Source organism: Actinomadura sp. KC216 (genome assembly GCF_004348535.1).
Taxonomy (GTDB): domain Bacteria; phylum Actinomycetota; class Actinomycetes; order Streptosporangiales; family Streptosporangiaceae; genus Spirillospora.
This window is the reverse complement of record NZ_SMJX01000160.1, coordinates 1-18795: the sequence shown is the minus strand read 5'-3', so window position 1 is coordinate 18795 and position 18795 is coordinate 1. Positions and strand designations below refer to the sequence as shown.

Annotated in this window: 16 protein-coding genes; 12 read left to right on the top strand and 4 right to left on the bottom strand. The window is 72.2% G+C overall.

Translation table 11 applies throughout. The features are described 5' to 3' along the window. From E1264_RS25200 to E1264_RS25165, 8 genes are all read left to right on the top strand, one after another. The coding region (locus E1264_RS25200) for a DUF305 domain-containing protein (RefSeq protein WP_207936168.1) at positions 1–607 on the top strand (607 nt) is incomplete at its 5' end. Positions 608–1100: 493 nt separating this feature from the next. Beyond that, positions 1101–1913, top strand: a complete 813-nt coding sequence (locus E1264_RS25195) for a vanadium-dependent haloperoxidase (RefSeq protein WP_207936163.1) — start codon at positions 1101–1103, stop codon at positions 1911–1913. A gap of 166 nt (positions 1914–2079) precedes the next feature. Further along, complete coding sequence (locus E1264_RS25190) at positions 2080–2487, top strand: metalloregulator ArsR/SmtB family transcription factor (RefSeq protein ID WP_279491382.1); 408 nt, start codon at positions 2080–2082, stop codon at positions 2485–2487. After that, positions 2487–3422, top strand: coding sequence for a cation diffusion facilitator family transporter (locus E1264_RS25185; protein ID WP_132177660.1), 936 nt, complete (start codon positions 2487–2489; stop codon positions 3420–3422). The genes E1264_RS25190 and E1264_RS25185 overlap by 1 nt, the downstream gene beginning before the upstream one ends. A 43-nt stretch (positions 3423–3465) precedes the next feature. Further along, complete coding sequence (locus tag E1264_RS25180) at positions 3466–4074, top strand: isoprenylcysteine carboxylmethyltransferase family protein (RefSeq protein ID WP_132177658.1); 609 nt, start codon at positions 3466–3468, stop codon at positions 4072–4074. A gap of 133 nt (positions 4075–4207) precedes the next feature. Further along, the gene (locus E1264_RS25175; RefSeq protein ID WP_132177656.1) at positions 4208–4780 is read left to right on the top strand and encodes a GH25 family lysozyme; all 573 of its coding nucleotides are present in this window, start codon (positions 4208–4210) and stop codon (positions 4778–4780) included. Between the two features lie 147 nt (positions 4781–4927). Further along, on the top strand, positions 4928–5785 hold the full coding sequence (locus E1264_RS25170; protein WP_243711153.1) for a hypothetical protein: 858 nt from the start codon (positions 4928–4930) through the stop codon (positions 5783–5785). Continuing rightward, the gene (locus E1264_RS25165; protein ID WP_132177654.1) at positions 5778–10094 is read left to right on the top strand and encodes a hypothetical protein; all 4317 of its coding nucleotides are present in this window, start codon (positions 5778–5780) and stop codon (positions 10092–10094) included. Before E1264_RS25170 ends, E1264_RS25165 begins: the two co-directional genes overlap by 8 nt. Here E1264_RS25165 and E1264_RS25160 read toward each other — a convergent pair. The 3 genes from E1264_RS25160 to E1264_RS25155 all read right to left on the bottom strand — a co-directional run bounded on the left by E1264_RS25160 (position 10091) and on the right by E1264_RS25155 (position 12234). Next, on the bottom strand, positions 10091–11104 hold the full coding sequence (locus E1264_RS25160; RefSeq protein WP_132177652.1) for a hypothetical protein: 1014 nt from the start codon (positions 11102–11104) through the stop codon (positions 10091–10093). The two genes, E1264_RS25165 and E1264_RS25160, sit on opposite strands and share 4 nt — an antisense overlap. 63 nt (positions 11105–11167) lie before the next feature. Then, positions 11168–11524, bottom strand: a complete 357-nt coding sequence (locus tag E1264_RS43670; protein ID WP_165964368.1) for a hypothetical protein — start codon at positions 11522–11524, stop codon at positions 11168–11170. A 137-nt stretch (positions 11525–11661) separates the two neighbouring features. Next, positions 11662–12234 carry a DUF6506 family protein gene (locus E1264_RS25155; RefSeq protein ID WP_132177650.1) on the bottom strand — a complete coding sequence of 191 codons (573 nt, stop codon included), beginning with the start codon at positions 12232–12234 and terminating at the stop codon, positions 11662–11664. A 63-nt stretch (positions 12235–12297) separates the two neighbouring features. Between E1264_RS25155 and E1264_RS25150 the strand changes: the two genes are divergently transcribed. Further along, positions 12298–13218 (top strand): carbon-nitrogen hydrolase family protein, encoded by a 921-nt coding sequence (locus E1264_RS25150; protein WP_132177648.1) that lies wholly within the window; start codon positions 12298–12300, stop codon positions 13216–13218. On the opposite strand, the gene E1264_RS25145 is transcribed toward E1264_RS25150, so the two are convergent. After that, entirely contained in the window at positions 13171–14388 is a 1218-nt protein-coding gene (locus E1264_RS25145; protein WP_132177646.1) for an MFS transporter, read from the bottom strand. The two genes, E1264_RS25150 and E1264_RS25145, sit on opposite strands and share 48 nt — an antisense overlap. A 72-nt stretch (positions 14389–14460) precedes the next feature. Here E1264_RS25145 and E1264_RS25140 point away from each other — a divergent pair, with 72 nt between their 5' ends. From E1264_RS25140 to E1264_RS25130, 3 genes are all read left to right on the top strand, one after another. After that, positions 14461–15426, top strand: coding sequence for a helix-turn-helix domain-containing protein (locus E1264_RS25140; RefSeq protein WP_132177644.1), 966 nt, complete (start codon positions 14461–14463; stop codon positions 15424–15426). A gap of 67 nt (positions 15427–15493) precedes the next feature. Next, on the top strand, positions 15494–17485 hold the full coding sequence (gene ligA / locus E1264_RS25135) for an NAD-dependent DNA ligase LigA (protein WP_132177642.1): 1992 nt from the start codon (positions 15494–15496) through the stop codon (positions 17483–17485). Positions 17486–17611: 126 nt separating this feature from the next. Next, positions 17612–18586, top strand: coding sequence for a LysR family transcriptional regulator (locus E1264_RS25130; protein WP_132177640.1), 975 nt, complete (start codon positions 17612–17614; stop codon positions 18584–18586). Positions 18587–18795: the final 209 nt, after the last annotated feature.

Below are 18795 nucleotides of genomic sequence, written 5' to 3'. Positions count from 1 at the left end.
CCCCCGCCCCGCGCCCAGCGCGGCCCGTTCCCGGCACCATGTGCTCGCCGGAGTGCTCGTCGCCTTCGTCATGCTGCTGACGGCGTGCGGCGGCGAGTCGAAGGCGAGCGATCCGGGCGCCGCCAAGCCGAAGGCATCGGCCGCTCACAACGCCGACGATGTCATGTACCTGCAGATGATGATCGTGCATCGGCAGCAGGCGCTCGACATGGCCCGGCTCGTCCCCGAGCGCTCCAAGGACGCGGAGGTCAAGAAGCTGGCCGCCGCCGTCGAGAAGGACAGCGCCGGCGAGATACAGCAGATGAGGTCATGGCTCACCGCCTGGTCGAAGCCGACCACGCTTCAGGGCCCGGCGAACTCCCACGCCGCCCATGGCGGGCTGCCGGCCATCGGCCCCGCGGAGATGAGGACCCTGAAACAGGCCGAAGGCCGCGGTTTCGACATCACCTTCCTCAACCTGCTCCTCGGGCACCAGGGCAACGCGGTGGAGATGTCCAAAGTGGAATTGCAGAAGGGAGCCAACCCCACCGCCAAAACGTATGCCCAAGGCACCATGGAACGCACCAGCGCCATGACCAGCCGGCTGCTCGGCATGCTCAACACCTGACACCGGCCGCGAGCGCGGCCTCGGCACGGCGCCGGGGCCGCGCTCACGCTGACGAGGGCGAACCCCCGCTGAACGCGGCACCCGGAAGATGGTTTACCCAACCTTCATGAATGGCGCACTCTGACCTGGGCAGGGCCTGATCATCGACGGCCGTAGCATGGATTTCCGCGGCACATCGTGAACATGAACGCGGCCATTGCTGTAATTCGGTCAGATCGCCTTACTGCTCGGGGTGCCATGAAATACCGTGCGGGTGAATCAGGAAGATTCGGCGGCGTGGCGGTCGTGACCGCGTTCGCGCTGGCCCTGCCGCTGGTGTCCACGATCCCGGCGGCACGGGCACGGCCGCGTCCGGTCGCCGCGTCCAATGCCGTCATCGCGTGGGACGTCCACGCCCAGACCGCCGTCTTCGAGGTCGCCCGCCAGTCGCCGACCACGTCCGCCCGCAGCTTCGCGATCGTCAAGGGCGCGGTGTACGGCCGCGGCGGCGGCCATGATCGAGGCGCGCCGCGACGACGGCGCGTTCTCCGACGCGACCTGGCCCGTCGGGACCAGGCCGGGCCAGTGGCGGCCGACGCCACCGGACCATCTCCAGGTCGGCGCCTGGTTCGCCACCGTGAAGCCGTTCGCCGTCCGGACCGGCGACTACAGCGCCCCCGGTCCCCCGGCGCTGGCCGGTGCCGCCTACGCGCGCGACCTGAACGAGGTCAAGGCCCTCGGCTCGGCCACCAGCAGGATGCGCACGCCCGAGCAGACCGAGGCGGCGATCTGGTGGGACGATCCGCGCCTGGTGGAGTGGGCGATCGTCCGCGGGCTCGCCGCGACCCACCGGCTCGGCGTGTTGGAGACGGCCCGCCTGTTCGCCATGGTGGGCATCACCGCCGCCGACACGATGATCGCCTGCTACCGGGAGAAGAAGCGCTGGAGCTTCTGGCGTCCGGTGACGGCGATCCCGCTGGCGGACACCGACGGCAACCCGGCCACGCGCGCCGACCCGTCCTGGGCTCCGCTGCGGACCACGGCGCCGTCGGCGGAGTACCCGTCCGGCCATGCCTGCTACACCATGGCGGTCACGGCGGGCCTGCGGACGTTCTTCGGCCGCGACGATCTCCCGTTCAGCGCGTCCAGCGCCGACTCGGGCACGACCCGCCACTACGACAGCCTGTCCGAGGCTCTGGCCGAACTGCTCCAGGCCAGGGTCTGGGCAGGGGTCCACTACCGTTTCGCCACCGTCGACGGGAAGCGGCTCGGCACGTCCGTCGCCCGCGACGTCCTCAGCCAGGAATTCGGCCCTCGCGACGCCTGACCGCCGCACGGCCCGCCGCTTCGGCTTCCACGAGTACGTCGACACGGAGCGGATGTTCCTCGGCGTCTTCACCTGCCTCCGGAACCGCCGCATCATGCTTTGATCCGCCGTTCAAGAGGCACATCATGGGTTGACAGGGCGGCCATCCGCCCCTCATGGTTGATATGTGAACAGTTCTTCAGATGATCAGCTCTCGGTGGCGGACGACTGCGCGGTGCGGGTCGTCGACGCGCCCAGGGTCGCCTCGGTCCGGGAGCGGATGCCGGCCGAAGCCGATCTGGCCGACACCGCGGAGGTGTTCGGGCTGCTGGCCGACAGCCGGCGGCTGCGGATGCTGGTCGCGCTGCTGGACGGGGAGCTGTGCGTCTGCGATCTCGCCGCCGTCAGCGACATGAGCGAGTCGGCGGCGTCGCACGCGCTGCGGCTGCTGCGGGCGCACCGGGTGGTGACCGCGCGCCGGTCGGGGCGGATGGCGTACTACCGGCTGGCCGACGCGCACGTGCGGATGCTGCTCGACCTGGCCGTCGCGCACATCGAGCACACCGAGGCCGTCCACCCCGAACGGGCGTCGTGATGGGCGCCGGTCACGGGCACGGGCACGGTCCTGCCACCGGCCCGTCGCAGGCCGCCGGGCACGCCGCGGGGCGGCATCGCTGGCGGCTGGGCGCGGCCTTCGCGCTGATCGGGTCGTTCTTCGTGGTCGAGCTGGTCTACGGGCTGGTCTCGGGGTCCCTGGCGCTGCTCTCGGACGCCGGGCACATGGCCGCGGACGTGGTGACGCTGGCCGCCGCGCTCGTGGCGACGAAGGTCGCCACCCGTCCGGACAGCACCGGGCGGCGGACCTACGGGTCGTACCGGGCCGAGGTGTTCGCGTCCGGGTTCGCGGTGCTCGTGATGCTGGGCACCGCCGCCTACATCACCGTCGAGGCCGTGGGACGGATCGGGCAGGAGGTCGAGGTGTCCACCGGCCCCATGTTGGTGGTCGGAGCGCTCGGCCTGCTCGCGAACCTCGCCGCGCTGGTGCTGCTGCGCGGCGGCGCGTCCGAGAGCCTGAACGTCAAGGGCGCCTACCTGGAGGTCGTGGCCGACACCGCCGGGTCGGTCGGGGTCATCGCGGCCGGGATCCTGGTCGCCGCCACCGGCAAGCCGCTGTTCGACACGCTCGTCGCGCTCGCCATCGGGCTGTTCGTGGTGGTCCGCGCCGTGGCGCTGGGCCGGCAGGTCGTCGCGGTGCTCGGGCAGCACGCGCCCGAGGGGCTCGACACCCGGACGGTCGAGGGTGAGCTCGCGGCCGTCGAGGGCGTCCAGGACGTCCACGACCTGCACCTGTGGACGCTGACGTCCGGCATGCACGTGGCCACCGCACACCTGGTCACCACCGACGGCGCCGACGCCCACGCCGTCCTGGACCGTGCCCGCGACCTGCTCCGCGACCGGCACGCCATCGCCCACGCCACCCTCCAGGTGGAGCCGCCCGACCACGTCGGCTGCGACGAGGTCGGCTGGTGACCCGCTTCCCCCCGAACCCCTGCCGACCCGCCTGGAGGACGTCGTGGCCCTGGCAGCGCTGATCATCTATCTCGTCGGGATCGCCACGGCGTTCGGGCTGCGCAGCCTGCTGCAATGGCGCCGCACCGGGGACACCGGATTCCGGGGCGGCGGCCTGGCCCCCGGCAGCGTGCAGTGGTGGGCCCGCATCGCCTTCGTCGCCGCGCTGCTCGTCGGCCTCGCCGGCCCCGTCGCGGCGCTGGCCGGCCTGGGTCCGTTCGGCATCCTCGACCGGCCGATCGTGCGCGGCACCGGGCTTGTGCTCGCCCTCCTCGGCGTGGCCGCCACCCTCGCGGCGCAGACGTCGATGGGAGCCTCCTGGCGCATCGGGGTCGACGAGCACGAGCGCACCGCGCTGGTCACCTCCGGCGCGTTCGCCGTGGCCCGCAACCTCATCTTCACCGCCATGATCGTCACAGCCGTCGGGCTGGCCGCCATGGTCCCCAACGCGGTGTCGATCGCCGGGCTGATCCTCACGGTCGCCGCGATCGAGCTGCAGGTCCGCGCGGTCGAGGAGCCCTACCTGCGCCGCCTCCACGGCGCGGACTACGACCGCTACGCCGCCGCGGTGGGCCGCTTCCTCCCCGGCCTCGGCCGCCGTCGTCCCGCCTGACCCCTGTACGGGCCCGCGCTATGGCGATGTGGCCGGGATGAACGGATTTGTTGCCCGGCGGCGTGTAGCCGCCGGCGGTGGTGGAGGTACGGGTGATACAGGGGGTCGGCTTGAGAGCCGAAAGGGGGCCGTCATGCTGCACGGCATCGACGTCTCGTCCCACAACCCCTCCTTCGAGTCCGAGGGGCTGGACTTTGTGATCGTCAAGGCGACCGAGGGCCGCACCTACGAGAACCCCAAGCGGGCCCGCCAGGCCGAGCAGGCCCGCCGGGACGGCTGCGTGGTGGGCTTCTACCACTTCCTGCTCGGCCGGCGCGGCCTGAAGCCGGCCCGGATCAAGGCGCAGGCCCGGTACTTCGTCGAGAACTGCGGCGCCGCGGACGGTGACTTCCTGGCCCTGGACTGGGAGACCGACCCGAAGGGGCACCGCGCCACCAGCGCCCAGAAGGACAAGTTCCTGCGCGAGGTGAAGAAGCTGCGCCCCCGGCACCGGCTGATCCTCTACTGCAACCGCGATCTGTGGACGCGCAAGGGCACCGGCGACTACAAGGCCGACGGGCTCTGGATCGCCGACTACCGCGAGGCCGGTGACCCGCTCATCAAGGACAAGTGGCTCTTCCACCAGTACACCTCCAAGCCGCTCGACAAGAACGTCGCCGACTTCAAGTCCAAGGACGCGCTCAAGGAATGGGCGTCGGGCGCCTGACGGAGGGCCCACGAGCTGCGGAGGAACGGCGGCCGGTCACCGGTAGTGGCCAGTTGTGACCGGGTCCCTTGAAGAAAGGTGATCGCCGGGGCCAGGGTGGTCCTTCAGACGCAGCGGGTGGGCCCTCTTTCTTCTCTAGGTGATCTGATGTCGATCGTTCTGGTGCACGGAATCGGCAAGCAACTGGACGGTTCCGTCACCCTGCACTCGCGGCTGTTCCCCGCGCTGAGGCAGGGCCTCCAGTTCGCGGGACGGGACGTCGCTCCGGACGACGTCACGGTCGCCAGTTACGGCCGGTTGTTCCGTCCGGAGGCGGAGGTTCTCGGGCCCGAGGCCTATTTCGACGCCAACGACGTCGAGGAGGGCTACGAGCAGGAACTCCTTTCGGTCCTGTGGGAACGCGCGGGCGAGGTCGACGATCGTGTCGTGCCGCCCGGTGAGGAGACGCTTTTCCGGAGCCCGGCATGGGTGCAGAAGGCGCTGTACGCGTTGACCATGTCGCGGTTCTGGAGCGGCGTCGGCGAGCGTGCCTTCATCGGCGATCTGAAACAGGTCCGCCGGTACTTCACCGACGATGCCGTCCGCGCCGCGGCGCAGGCGGAGGTCGCGGCGGCCGTGACGCCCCGGACGCGCGTCATCGTCGCGCACTCGCTCGGGTCCGTCGTCGCCTACGAGGCCCTGTGCGCCAACCCTGATTGGCCGGTGACGACGCTGGTCACGCTGGGGTCGCCGCTCGGGCTGCGGCACCTGGTGCTCGACCGGCTGCGTCCCGCCCCGAAGGACGAGGACGGAGCCGTGCGGGCGCACTGGCCCGGCGGAGTCGGGAGCTGGACGAACATCGCCGACGCGGGCGACCTGGTCGCGGTCGTGGAGGACATCCGGCCGTTCTTCGGCGACCGGGTCGGGCAGATACGGGTGCACAACGGGTCGCGCGCCCATGACATGCGCGCCTATCTCACCGATGCGGCCACCGGGAGGGCGATCGCGGAGGGCCTGGGTGGATGAGCCGGGGCGGGAGGTCCGGAGGCATCTGATCGCGACGGGCGTGACCGCCGGGCTGGAAGAGAGCGGCGACCGCATCGTGGAATCCGTCGCGCTCATGACCGACCTGCTGGTCGGGGAATTCGGCTACGCGCGGGTTCCGGGGCTCGGGATCGACCCGACCAGGGAGGAGATGGAGAAGGGCGTCCGGGAGTTCTGCGGGCGCTGCACGCCGGACGACCTGCTGGTCATCTACCACACCGGGCACGGTGACCTCGTGAGCGGCCGCCACCGGCTCTGGATGGGCGACGCGACCGGGGACAGGCTCCTCGGCACGCTCCCGACGGCCGACCTGGTCGAGGCGGCGCTGCTGGACACGGAGCTGAAAAGCCTGCTGCTCATCATCGACACGTGCTTCGCCGGACGCGGAGGCGCCCAGTCCCTCGCGACGGGGATGGAGGCGAGCGTCCATTCCACCGACAAGACGCTGATGGTGCTGGCAGCGGCCCATCCTCTCGAACAGATACGCCCCGGCGACTTCGCGGCGTTGTTCAAAGAGGCCGTCCACCATCAGGCGACCGCCGGGCATGAACCGCGCTACCTCGCTCCCGAGGCGCTCTCCGAATACATGAAGTCCAGCCCGAACAGGAAAACGTGGCAGACCATCTCCTGCAGCACGCTTTTCGGTTCGGCGGAGAACCAGCGCTTCTTCGTCAACCCGCGCTACGACCCGCGGCTGCACGGGTTCGACGTCCTGTCCCAGCTCATCATGGCGGAGCGGGCGGCGCGCGAGGAGGACCTGCGCAGCCACTTCCTGCCCCGGGCGCGCGGCGTGGACGTCCCGACCGAGGTCGCCTGGCGTTTCGTCGGGCGGCACGCGGCGCTGGGCGAGCTGACCCGGTGGCTGTCGGACGCGGCCGCGGGGACGCTGCGGGTCGTGACCGGCGGGCCCGGCTCGGGCAAGTCCGCGGTGCTCGCCCGGCTGGCGGTGCTCAGCGACCCGGAGTGGCGGTCCACGGTCCCGCTCGACGGGGTTCCGCCGGAGACCGTCCCCGCCGCCGGGTCGATCGACGTGGCCGTCCACGCCCGCGGCAAGACCGCAGGCCAGATCCTGGCCGCGCTGGCGGCGGCGGCCGAAGCGCACGCCACCACGCCCGGCGAGCTGCTCCGGGCCGTCCGGCAGCGCGGCGGCCTGGTCGCCATCGTCGACGCGGTGGACGAGACCGTCGAGCCCGACCATGTCGTCACCTGGCTGCTCCGGCCGCTGATCCGCGGCGCGGAGCCGGGCGGGCTCCGGCTCGTCCTCGGCACGCGCAAGCATCTCGTCCACCGGCTCGGGAAGCCGGAGCGGACGCTCGATCTGGACGCGCCCGAGTACGCCGACGGGCCGAGCCTGCGCCGGTACGCGATCCGGTGCCTGCGCGAGAGCACCGCGGACTCCCCGTTCCGCGACGTCCCCGACGAGGTGGTGGAGCCGGTCGCGGCGGCCGTGGCGGCGGCGGCCGGCCGCTCCTTCCTCGTCGCGCTCATCGTCTCCCGCACGCTCGCCGCCGGTGACGGGATCCCCGACGCGGCCGACCCCGCCTGGCGGGCGTCGCTGCCGGGGACCGCCGCGGACGCCATGCACCAGGATCTGGAGACCCGGCTCGGCCCGGACGCGGAGCGGGCGCGGGAGCTGCTGCGTCCCCTCGCCTACGCGCACGGGGCGGGCCTGCCCTGGGCGGGCATGTGGGCGCCGCTGGCCTCGGAGCTCAGCGGCCGGATGCACACGGACGAGGACATCGTCTGGCTGATGAAGAACGCCGGCGCGTACGTCATCGAGGCGCTGGAAGAGGGCTCGTCGGTCTACCGCCTCTACCATCTCGCGCTGGCCGAGTACCTGCGGACGGGCCAGGCCGGCGGCGACGTCCACGCCGCCTTCGTCACGTTCCTGGAGAGCAGGGTCCCCGAGCTCGCGCCCGGACACCGCGACTGGACCCGCGCCCCCGCCTACGCGCGGGCGCACCTCGCGACGCACGCCCGGGCGGCCGGGACGTTCGGCCGGTTCGTCACCGACGGCCTCTACCTCGCGATGGCCGCGCCCGCCGCCGTGATCGCGGCGCTCCCCGCGCTCACCGGCGCGGCGGAGACCGCGGCGGCCGCCGCCTACCAGCGGACACTCCATCTCCTGCGGGACGCCGCCGTCCCCGAACGGCTCTCCTACCTGGAGCTGTGGGGGCACCGGCTCGGCGCCGGGACGCTGGTCGCGCACATCCGCGCCTGCCCCATCGCCCGCCCCTGGAGCACGGACTGGGTGCAGTGGCCGCTGGAGCATCCGCACCGGGTCCTGCCGGGGAACGGCGCCCCGATCTCCTCGGTCACGGTCCCGGCCATGGAACCGCCCACCGCGATCACCGCGGGAAGGGACGGCTCCCTCTACGTCTGGGATCTGCAGACCGCCGAGCCGCTGGCCCTCCGCGACCTCGGCGGCGCGCCGCTGCTGTCGGTCCGCGCCGTCGCCTCGCCCGACGGGCCCGGCCTGGTGGCCGTCCTCGGCGCCGACCTCACGCTGCACCGCCTGGACCTCGGCACGTGGACGCCGCACGAGCCCATCCGCCCGGCGCCGTTGGCGCGGCGCGCCGTGGCCCGGCTGGCCGAACCCGACCCGGTGCTGCTGTGCGGGCGCCTGGCGGACGGCCGCCTCGCCGCGTTCGTCGGTGGAAAGGGATGCCCCGCGGCGATCTGGGACCTGCGCTCGGGAGAGCGGCTGAGCGTGCTCCGCGACACGGGTCCGTTCTGGAAGCCCGTCGCCTTCGGGGAGCTGCGCGACCGGCGCCCCGTCCTGCTGATGCGGCGTGCGAGGGGAACGCAGACCGTCTTCCAGTACTGGGACGTGGCGACCGGGCAGCCGCTCGTCCCCGTGACCAGGCGTCCCTCCGGCAAGGCGACGTTCCATGTCGCCGACGCCGTCTACTTCCGGGACGCGGCGCACAGACCGGTCGCGGCGATCACCTTCGGAAGCCGGGTGCGGTGCCGGGATCTGGTCCGCAACGTCGAGATATACAGCGCGCAGGGGCTGTCCAGCAGGGCCGGCGCTCCGGAGGTGCGGGCGGTCACGAAACGCGTCCAGGAGATCGTCGCCCGCCTCTACCCGGACGCGAGACCCCTGGTGGGAGAGTCCGAGCGCGCTGAGGAGGTGGTCATCGACCTCGTCGCCGGCGGGGCGGCCCGGCCGAGCGCCGTCAACGGCGTCTACACCGACGACGGCCAGGCTCTGCGGATCGGCCCGACCGCGGACGATACGGGGCCGGAGATCACCCTTTCCGGGCACACGTCCCGGATCACGGAGGTCGCCGCGGCCACCGTCCACGACGGCACCGTGATGGTGACGGTGAGCGGCGACGGCTCGGCCCGCCTGTGGGACCTGGACGCCATCGCGCGCTTCGCGCCGGGTGAACGGCCCGGCCGGTCGTCGCCCGTCTACCGGGTCGCGGCCGGCACCCTGCCCTGCGGTGATCGCGTCCTGCTCTCGCTGGGCGCGGCGGGCGTCGTCCTCTGGGACGCCGGGCGCGGGACCGTCCGGGCCGAGCTCGCGGGTCCCGAGGCGTCGGGGTCGTCCGCCGTCACGCTGGTGGACGACGGGTCCGGCCGCCTCGCCGCCGTCGCCTTCGGAGCGGACGGGGTGGCGAGCGTCTGGGACGCCGAGACCTGCGAACCGAAAGGCGCCGTGGGCATCCATCCCCTCGGCTGGACCACCAGGGCGGCCGCCCTGAAGCGCGACGACGGGACGGTCGCGCTGGTGACCTCGGGCCACGGTGACTTCTCGCTCGCGTGGGACCTGCCGGAATGGTCGTTCCGCAAGAAGCTGCACGGGCACGCGGGCTGGGCCGCCGACGTGGACTGCGGCCGGGACCACCGCGGACGGCCCATCGCCGTGACCGCCGGAACGGACGGCCGCGTCTGCGTGTGGAACCTCGCCACCCTCCGGCGCCGCCGGAGGCTGCGCTCGTTCCGCCGGTGGCGCTCCCTCCCCGACCGGATGTCCCTTCGCGTGCTCGCCGTCCGCCTCCTGCCCGGCGCCCACCCCGCCCAGATGGCGGCCGTGCTGCTCCAGGACGGCCGCGTGCGGATCATAGACCTCGGCACCGGGCGGATCGTCCCCATCGGTACCGGGCGGATCCGCCGCCGGCCCGCCGTGCTGCTCGACCTGGCGGCGTGGATCGACCTGGAGGTGCCCCTGCACAGCGTCGAGATCGAACCGGACGGGCTGCTGGTGGTCGGCACGGCGCACGGCATCTCCTGCCTGCGGCTCCCCCTGCGGCCCGCGCTGGAACCCGACCCGGCGTCGGGCTAGCGCCAGCCGTACGCCCAGCGCGTCACCTGGATCGCGGCGAAGGACGCCGCGACACCGATCACCCCGACCCAGCAGGACACGCCCACCAGATGCGAGGTGGCGTCGCGGGCCAGGTCGCCGAGCCACGGCGGCCCGGCCCATGGCGTCCCGTCCGGCGCGGGCACGAACACGCCGATGATCGCGATCACCCCCAGGGTGAAGCCGAAAAGGCCCGGGAGGTTCCACTCCGGCCGGCCGAAGGGAAGGGCGATGAACAGGAGCACGACGGGCCAGGCGGCGGTGAAGCCCGCCGCCACGAGGTCCATGCTGTGCCGATCGATCGTCCCCGAGCCGTCCAGCCCGGACCGGACGATGAGCAGCGACCACAGCAGGCCCGCCTCGACCAGCAGCGCCAGCGGGGCCGCGTGCGCCGCCCACAGCGGGGTCCTCCACCGGAAGGGGTCGCTGAAGAGCCGTCCGAGCCGCGGCGCTCTGGAGGTCGTGGCGGTGTACGAGACGAACCGCCAGCGCGTATCGACGGTCGCCCGCCGGGCCACGAAGAGCACGAACAGCATCAGCGCCACGGACTTCAGCATGGCGAACACGCCGGTCCAGCCGATGACGGCGAACAGGTCGTCTCGCGCGGACGCCGGAAGGGTGAGCGCCTCCGGCGGGGCGGGCAGGTCGGACAGGACGAATCCCAGCCAGCCGATCCCGGCGAGGCCGTATATGACGTACCGGGCGGCGCCCAGCGAAAGGAGCGACAGCAGCAGGCCCATCGCCACGACGACCGGGGCCATCTCGACCAGCCGGTGCGATGCCGCCGCCGACACCTTCGCGTCGATGCGCGGCGCCCCGTCCTCCACCATTCTCATGGCGACGCCGGTCCAGAAGGCCGCGCCGAGCATGATCGTGGTCATCAGGCCTTCGAGCAGCCCGTCGACCGGCGCCCTCCACATCTGCGACATGCGCGCCCGGAGCGATGGCCTCAGCGCCCGGCTGTCGAAGACGACGGGAGCGGCGGTGTGCATCGGGACCTTCCCTCGCCAGGGCCTCGGTGTCGCCGGGGCGTTCGAGCCCGTCCACGACCTTGGTCAGGCCGGTGGCCGAGACGCGTGGGTGACCTCCGCCCAGATGCGGACCACGAGCGTGACCAGGGTCAACAGCAAAGCACCTAGAAGCAGGAATCGGAGGACCGCACTATCGGGCAGTATCCCGGCCAGGGCCGACACCGCGGCGCCGAGCCCCGCGACGATCACTATCGAGACCGTGATGACGTAGACGCGAACGCGGCTCTTCGTCCAGAACCACACCCCGTTGACCGGGTCCTCCCGCCGGGACGGCCGAGGCCGGACGCGCAGGTTCTCCAAGTACTGGGAGTCCCAGAGTAAGGCCAGCAGCAGCACGGGAAAGACCTGAGCGATGGTGGTGTAGAACTCGCCATGACCCATGACCCCGCCGCTCGCTTCCCGCTCACCCGTTCGGCCCCAATCACCGTATCGAGGGACACGAACGGCGTCACCGGGTCGCCAGGACCCGACCCCGGCCAGCGGCGCACTCCCCTGAGCCGGACCGCCTCGGCCTCGTTCTAGCGGCGGTAGGCGCTGACGCCGACCGGGACCTTGCCGTCCACTGCGCGGATGACCGGCTCGGCGCCCTCCGGGCCGGAAGCGCCGTACAGCTCGATCAGTTGGAGGTCGTTGGCCATCGCCTCGGCCACGTCGCCGGCGGCGGCCTCGTCCGGGACCGCGACGAGGGTCGTCCTCCCGCCGTCGCCCCGCTCGTGGACGATCACGTCGCGCGACGGGTCGGCGCCTTCGTGGACGATGATGAACGCCTCCGACAGCACGTCCCCGTCCTCGAAACGCGCCTTGTACGAGGCGACGCCGGTGAGCGACTCGAAGCCGTAGTAGATGGCGCCCACGGGCACCTTCCCCTCGGCCGCCCGTCCGGCGGCGGCGTGCCACACGGCACCGAACGCGCCGCAGATCTCGACCCGGGTCACCCCTTCGCCGACCAGCCGGGACACCAGCTCGACCATTTCCTCCTGCTTGCCGACGGCCCGCACGCGCGTGCGTCCGCTGCCGTTCTGGACGGTCATGACATCGATCGCGGGGTCGGCGCCCGCCTCTTCGTAGATGATCACTCTGTCTTCGCTCATGTCCAGCACGTTGCCACCTCAACAAGGCTTGAGGTCAACCCGATCTCTGGGAAGATCATTGGTATGCGCGTCGGTGCGGCTCAGGCCCGTTGTTCCTGGCTCGATTCCGCTGGCGGGGTCGCCAAGGTGGTGGAGTTCCTTGAACGGGGCGCCGCCGACCACGTCGAGCTGCTGGCGTTTCCCGAGACGTTCCTGTCGGGCTATCCGTTCTGGGTCGAGCGGACCGGCGGAGCCCGGTTCGACGACCCGGACCAGAAACGCGCCTATGCCGCCTATCTGGACGCGGCCGTCGAGCTCGACGGCCCCGAGCTGCGCGTTATCACCGAGGCCGTCCGCGACCTGAAGGTCTTCACCTATCTGGGTATCACCGAGCGCGTTCGCGGCACCGTCTACTGCTCGCTCGTGGCGATTTCTCCTGATGAGGGGATCGTCGGCGCCCATCGCAAGCTGATGCCCACGCATGAGGAGCGGCTGGTCTGGGGCATCGGCGACGGTCACGGCCTGCGGACTCACCAGGTCGGCGGCTTCGCGGTCGGCGGCCTGATCTGCTGGGAGAACTGGATGCCGCTGGCCCGCCACGCCCTCTACGCCCAGGGCGAGAGCCTGCACGTCTCGGTCTGGCCCGGGTCGTCCGGGCTCACGGGCGACATCACGCGCTTCATCGCCCGGGAAGGCCGCGTCTACTCGCTGGCCGCCGGAGCCCTGTTCTCCTATGGCGACATCCCTACTGATTTCCCTTTCCACGACCAGCTCGCGGAATGCGCCTCCCGCTATGACGGCGGCTCGGCCATCGCCGGGCCCGACGGCCAATGGATCGTCCCTCCGGTGTCGGGGGAGGAACGCCTCGTCGTCGCCGACATCGACCCCGCCGTCGTCCGCGCCGAACGCCACAACTTCGACCCCGCCGGCCATTACGGCCGGGGGGACGTCCTCCACCTACAGGTTGATCGCCGGCGCCGTCCCCCGGCGGCCTTCCTCGACTGACGCCCAGGCCGGTTCGGGGTCTCGGCCCAGGTTTCTTACCGGTTTGATGAGGAGTAGGGCCGCCACTACGGCGATGGTCGTCAGGGTCGAGAGCAGCATGAAGGTGCGCGGGGCGATCAGTGCGGTGGCCGGGCCGGCGAGGGCCTGCCCGGCCGCCATGCCCGCGACCGAACCGGCGATCTGGTAGGCGTTGACACGGTTCAGGACGTCCGGCGCGACCCGCGTCTGGACGCTGGTCGACCACATCACCGACCAGAACGCCAGCGCGCAGCCGCCGAGCAGGTGCCCGGCCATCAGGAGCGGGAGCGGCAGCCCGAGCGCGACCGTCAGGGGGACCGGCACGTAGGCGCTCACCGCCACCGCCCCGGCGGCCAGTGGCCTGCGGGGTCTGAGCCTGATCGCCACCAGCCCGCCCAGGATGGTGCCGAGGCCGAGCGCGGCCATCACCCAGCCGTAGTCGTCCCCGATGACCTGCGACGCCAGCGGCACGGACGGGCCGATCACCAGGACGCCCCAGAACACCCAGACCAGGATGACCGACCACATCCAGCTCCTGGCCCTGAACTCGTCCCAGCCCCTGCGCAGGTCGCCGAGCACGTTGGACGGCGCGGGCTTCGCCACGCTGACCCTGGTCAGCAGGAGGAACACGCCGCTGACGAGGAACGTCGCGGCGTCCACCGTGTAGACGACGACCGGTCCGGCGGCGACGATGAGCACGCCCGCCAGCGCGGGGCCGGTCAGGTGGGTGATCGCCTCGGCGATCTTCAGCGTCGCGTTGGCGCGCTGGGGATCCCGCGCGACCAGGGGGACCATGCCGCCGACGCCCGGCTCGAACATCCCGGCGGCCGTGCCGGACAGGAACGCCGTCGCCAGCAGCAGGGCGTACGGCGGGGCGCCGTCCAGGAAGGCGACGGCCACCAGGCCCTGGGTGACGACCCTGACCGCGTCCGCGCCGATCATCACGCGGCGGGCGCCGATCCGGTCGGCGACGACCCCGCCGAACAGCATGACCAGCACGGCGGACGCGGTCCAGAGCCCGAGCACGTAGCCGACGCCCGCGATCCCGTAGACCTCGCCGATCGCCAGCGCCGAGGCGACGGGCATCATCGCGTCGCCGAGCAGGGAGATCGTGCGGGCGCCGAAGTAGAGGGTGAAGTTCCTCGTCCACATGATCCCCGATCCTGGGTCTTTCCAGGTCAGGCCACTGGTGTCCGAGATGACATCATTAGGTACATTTGCGCCATGCCCATGGAGTGCCCGGAACCGGGGCCGCCCGGGCCGCATCGCGTGGTCGCCCTGGTCGCGCCTAATCAGGAGCTCTATCCGGTCACGTCCGCCTCGGCCGTCTTCGGCTACCACGGCCCTGACATCCCGCAGCACTACAGCTTCGGTCTGTGCGCCGAGAATCCCGGCTCGCTGGGCACCACGCTCGGCGTTCCCATCCAGGTGGAGCGCGGGCTCGACGCCATGGACGAGGCGGACACCGTCGTCATCGCGGGCTGGACGTTCGTCGCGTCGCCCGCCGTCCTCGACGCGGTGTCCCGGGCCCATGCCCGCGGCGCCCGCATCGTCGCGGTAGCCGCCGGGATCTTCATCCCCGCCGCCCTGGGCCTGCTGGACGGGCGCCGCGCGTCCGTCCACTGGGAGCTCTCCGCCGAGCTCGCCGCCCGCCACCCCCGCGTCATCCCGGACGGCACCGTCATCTACCTCGACCACGGCGACATCGCCACCGCCGGGGCCTCGGCCGCCACCCTCGACCTGTGCCTGCACCAGGTCCTCCAGGAGCACGGCGCGGCCCACGCGATGCGCATCGGCCGCCAGCTCGCCGCAGGTCCGCACCGCGAGGGCCGCCAGCGCCAGTACCCTCCGCTGCCCACCACCGGCCCCATGCCGGACTCGCTGGCGCCCCTGCTCGAATGGCTCCTCTCGCGCCTGGACGAGCAGATCACCGTCGAGGACATGGCCGCCTTCTCGGGCGTCTCCCCGCGCACGCTCACCCGCCGGTTCACCGGCCGGCTCGGCGTCCCGCCCGCGCGCTGGCTGCTGGAGCGCCGCCTCGCCGCCACTCGCGCCCTGCTGGAGGACACCGACCTGCCCGTCGAGACCATCGCGGCCCGCGTCGGCCTCTCCTCGGCGGTCAACCTCCGCCGCCGCTTCCACGCCGCCCTGCACACCACCCCGGCCGCCTACCGCCGCTCCTTCCGCTGACCGCCCGGCGCCACCTCCAATACCACGGACGATCACCAGTGTCGGTGGCATCGCGTTTAATCGAGGGGTGGACGTTGGAGAACGCATCGCGGAGCTGACCGCCGAGGTCAAGCGGCTGAACGACCTGTACTACGGCGCCGGCGACAGCCCCGTGCCGGACGCCGACTACGACGCGCTGAAGGACGAGCTCGCGGCGCTCGTCGCCGAGCACCCGGAGCTGGAGCCGCCCGACAGCCCGCTCGGCAAGGTCAACGCGCCGGCGGAGCTGACCGGCCCGACCGTCCGGCACGCGCGGCCGATGCTGTCGCTGGCGAAGGCCACCGGCGAGGACCAGATCCGCACGTTCTGCGAGCGGTTCAGCGGCCAGGTGTTCCGGGTGTCGGAGAAGCTCGACGGGCTCTCGCTCAGCGCCGTCTACGTGGACGGGAAGCTCGACTACGTCGCGACGCGCGGCACCGGCACCGTCGGCGAGCTCGTGACCGCGAAGGTGCGGCACGTGATCCCGGGCCTGCCCGCCGCGATCGACGCGCCCGGACGCGTCGAGGTCCGCGGCGAGGCGGTGATGCTGCGCTCGGTGTGGGCGGCCTACAACGAGGCGCACCCGGAGCGGACGCTGACCAACCCGCGCTCGGGCGCCGCCGGAACGCTCGTGCTGAAGGACCCGGAGGCGGCGGCGCAGGCCAAGCGGCTGCTGCGGTTCTTCGCGTTCGGCACCGACCGCGACGGCGTCGCGATCGACGACCCGGCGGGCTTCGAGTCCGTCGCCCAGTACGTGTGCACGACCGTCGAGGAGGTCATGGACGCGATCCACGAGATCGGCTCCCGCCGCGACGGGCTCGACTACGAGATCGACGGCGCGGTCGTGCGGCTGCACGAGCCGGCGGCGTTCGACGCGGCGGGCTTCAACAGCGCCGAGCCGCGCGGCGCGATCGCGTTCAAGTACCCGCCGGAGGAGAAGCTGACGACGCTGCTGTCGGTCGAGTGGCCGGTCGGCAAGATCGGCCGCGTCCCGCCGCGGGCGAAGGTCGCGCCGGTGTTCGTCGGCGGCGTGACGGTGGAGAACATCACCCTGCACAACCCGCGCCTGATCCGCGAGCGCGACCTGCGGATCGGCGACACGGTCGCGGTCGTCCGGCGCGGCGACGTGATCCCGTTCGCGGGCCGCTCGCTGCCGGAGCGGCGCGACGGGAGCGAGGTCGAGATCGTCCCGCCGGAGCGCTGCCCGTCGTGCGGGTCGGAGCTGGAGGTCCGCGGCACCGGCGAGGAGCGCTGGTGCCTGAACCTGCAGTGCCCGGCGCAGGCGACGCGGCGGCTGATGCACTGGGCCTCGCGCCCGGCCGCCGACATGGAGGGCGTCGGCGACACGTGGATCGAGAAGCTCGCCGAGGAGGGCGTGCTCAGGCGGCGCAGCGACTTCTACGACCTGACCGCCGAGCAGCTGCTCGGCTACGAGCGGATGGGCGAGGTCAGCGCCAAGAACATGGTCGGCTCGATCGCGTCGTCCAAGGGGATGGGGCTGCGGCGCGCGCTGATCGGGCTGGCGATCCCGATGGCGTCCGAGGGCACCGCCAAGCGGCTGTGCCTGGCCGGCTACGAGCGCATCGAGGACGTCGCGGCGGCGACGGTCGAGGACCTCGTGGCGATCCGCGACATTGGGCCGAAGGTCGCCGAGAGCGTCGTGGCCTTCTTCGCCCGCCCCGAGGTCCGGGAGGAGATCGCGGCGCTGCGCGAGCGCGGCGTGAACCTCGACGTCCTGGACGAGGACCGCCCGGTCGACAAGGCGGCCGCGGGCGACTCCCCGCTCAAGGGCAAGGCGGTCGTGATCACGGGCGCGTTCACCGACCCGCGCTCGGGCGCGAAGATCAGCCGTCCGGACATCACGCGGCTGGTCGAGCAGGCGGCGGCGACGACCGCCTCGTCGGTCTCGGCCACCACCGACTACCTGCTCGCCGGCGACAACGTCGGCGCCTCGAAGACGGGCAAGGCCGAAAAGCTCGGGGTCACCGTCGTCGGCCAGGAACAGCTCTGGCGCTGGCTCGCCGAAGCCGGCGTCATCTGACCACCGCGGACGCCGCGCGTTCGGGAATGGAAGGGCGCCGGTCCCGGCATTCAGTCTTTATAGAATGAAATGTGAAATTCGCGTCATGCTTGCGGGGGCCGTCCATTCCGGCATAGCTTCGCGGCTATGCAGGTGGAACTGCGCCATTTGCGGGTGCTGTGCCAGGTCGCCGAAACGGGCAGCATCACGCGCGCCGCGGCGAGTCTGGGCGTTTCCCAGCCGACGCTCAGCAACCAGCTCCGCCGCATCGAGAACGCGTTCGGCGGGCCCCTGTTCGTCCGCGGCCCGCAGGGCATCACGCCCACGGCGCTGGGGCGGCACGTCCTGGCGCGCGCCCGCGGCGTGCTGGCCGACATGGACGATCTCCTCGCCACCGTCCCTGGCGACGGGTCGCGCAGCGGCATCCGGCTCGGCACGCACCCGCACATCCTGCTGGGCGAATGGCTGCGCAGGCTCGAAACCGAGATGCCGCACCGCACCATCAGCACCAACCTCGACTATTCCGGCGCCGTCCTGACCCGCCTGCTCGCCAACGACCAGGCCGACGTCGTCCTCATGGGCCGCGTCGCCGACCACCACGCGCCGCCGTGCCCGCCGGGGATCACCGAGCGGATCATCATCATCGAGCCGTGCGGCATCGCGATCGCCTCCAGCCATCCGCTCGCGGCGCGCGGCCGGGTCGGCCTGGCCGATCTCGCCGGGGAGACGTGGATCCCGCCGCTGGGCGGGGACGACGGCGGCACCGCCCTCCTGCGCGCCGCCTGCGAGGCCGCCGGGTTCACGCCGCGGTTCCGGTACGCGGGGGCGGACAGCAACGTCATGGTCGGGTTCGTCGCGGCCGGGTTCGCCATCGCGCTGGCCTCGCCGACCTGGCCGGCGCCCGAGGGGATCACCGTCGTCGCGCTCTCCGACCACATCACCGACGCCTACCGGGTGCTGCGCTGGCGCACCGCCGCCGTCCCGGCCGGCGAGATCGACATCCTGCACCGGACGTACCACGATCTGTACCGGCCGATCGTCCAGCGCAACATCGCCACGCTGCGCTGGCTCGCCGACAATCCCGACGCCCGGCCCCAGATCATCGACGTTCCCGCCGCCTGACACCGCGCGCTCCGCGCGTCCCGGTCCGCCCGTCGCGGGGGTATAGCTTTGAAGCTATGCAGAATTAGCAGGCCCCATATGCCTGCGCGAAATGCCACCCTTCAATCGGCGCTCATTCCGAAGGCCGAGTGAATGGGCTCGCCCGCACTTCCCCGGCCGCCCGTGTGCTCTCCACTCCTCCCCGCGGGCGGCCGGGGCACCATCCCGCC